This is a genomic window from Sphingomonas sp. Leaf412, assembly GCF_001425405.1.
Taxonomy (GTDB): domain Bacteria; phylum Pseudomonadota; class Alphaproteobacteria; order Sphingomonadales; family Sphingomonadaceae; genus Sphingomonas.
The window spans coordinates 237,257-238,938 of the sequence record NZ_LMQP01000004.1 but is presented as its reverse complement, the minus strand read 5'-3'; the positions used below and the strand labels follow the sequence as shown (position 1 = coordinate 238,938).

Genomic DNA, 1,682 nt, shown 5'->3' with positions numbered 1-1,682 from the left:
CCCCGCCGCATCCGCCATCAACGCGCCCGTCTGCCCGGCGAACAGCGGCAGCAGGAACGCACGCCGCGCCCACAATTCCGCCGCCACGACGCGCACCGGCGCGCGCGGCCCGGCGGCGGTCTCCATCCGCACCGGCTCGCGCATCAGCAGGACGAGCAGGAGCAGCGCCGCGCTGCCCAGCCCGATCGCCAGATGGACGCTGCGCCACGCCGACAGCCCGGCGAGCCCCGCGACCGCATAATGGCCCAGCAGCCACCCGCCCAGCGCGAAGGCCAGCGCATTGCCCGCGAACTTGCCGATCGTCAGCAACAGCAGCGACCGCCCGCGCACCTCCGGCATCGTCAGGTCGGCGGCGATCGAGATCGCGATCGTCGTGGAGATGTTTGCGCCCAGCCCCGCCAGCACGCGCGCGACGAACAACGTCGTGATCGACCCGGCATAGGCGGTCATCAGCGTCCCGATCGTCCACACCGCCGCGGTCAGCGCGAGCAGGCGGATGCGGTGCGTCTTGTCGACCAGCAGGCCGAACGGGATCGACAGCAGGGCGAGCGGGACCGACGTCGCCAGCCCCTGGATCAACCCCATCTGCACGTCGCTCAGGCCCAGTTCGGCCTTCGCGCCCTCCTGCACCACCGCGAACACGCCCAGCGCGATGTTGCCGCTCGCCATCATGATCGCGAGCAGGACCAGCGCGGGCAGCGCCTTGGCGAAGCTGCGAGTCATGCCAATGCGCGCCTGAGGGCGTCGATGCGATTCGCCTGCGCGCGCTGTGCGACCGCGGCGGCGGGGAAGATGTCGAAGCCGTGGAACGCGCCCGGATGGACGTGCAATTCGGTCGCCACCCCCGCGGCGATCAGGCGGCGGGCGTAGGCGATGTCCTCGTCCACGAACAGGTCGAGCGCGCCGGTCATGATATAGGTCGGCGGCAGGCCGGTCAGATCGTCGGCGCGCGCCGCGGCGGCATAGGGCGAGACGCCGTCGATCCCCGGCTCATGCCCCAGCAGCGCGGCCCAGCCGAAGCGGTTGTTCGCCGCATGCCAGATGAACTCGCCCGCGGTCGGGTGCGGATCGCGCGTGCAGGTGCGATCGTCGATCATGGGATAGGTCAGGTGCTGGAAGGCGAGGGCATAGTCGCCCCGGTCGCGCGCCAGCAGCGCCAGCGCGGCGGCAAGGCCGCCCCCCGCACTTTCCCCCATCACGCCGATGCGTGCCGGATCGATGCCGAGCCGCGCGGCCTGCGCGAAGGTCCAGGCAAGGCCTGCGTAGCAATCCTCCACCGGCCCCGGATGCGGCGTTTCGGGCGCGAGGCGATAGTCGACCGACACGATCGCGCAGCCCAGCGTGTCGGCGAGCGGGCGCAGGAAGAATTCCAGCTCCGACGCGCCCCCGCCGACATAGCCGCCGCCGTGGATGTGATAGATGCACCCCGTGGGCGCGGCGGCCTCGCGCGGCGTGTAGACGTGGAGCGTGACCGCGTCCGACAGTGCGACGCGTTCCAGATCGACGCCGGTTTCCGGCACCGGCGGCAACGGCATCTGCCGCGCGCGCATCACCTTCAGCGTTTCGGCATCGAGCGTGACGGTCGGCCACGCCTCCAGCAGGGGCTGCAGTTCCGGATCGACGAGGTGCAGCGTGTTCATGTCTCTCTCCTTATCCTCCCCGGAACGGGGAGGGGGACCAGC

2 protein-coding genes are annotated in these 1,682 nt (G+C 71.2%); both read right to left on the bottom strand.

Annotation, left to right across the window (positions count from 1 at the left end):
- A partial coding sequence (locus ASG29_RS15365; protein ID WP_156458103.1) for an MFS transporter occupies positions 1-723 on the bottom strand: 723 nt, incomplete at its 3' end.
- Entirely contained in the window at positions 720-1,640 is a 921-nt protein-coding gene (locus ASG29_RS15360; protein WP_055986285.1) for an alpha/beta hydrolase, read from the bottom strand. The genes ASG29_RS15360 and ASG29_RS15365, both read right to left, overlap by 4 nt.
- Positions 1,641-1,682: the final 42 nt, after the last annotated feature.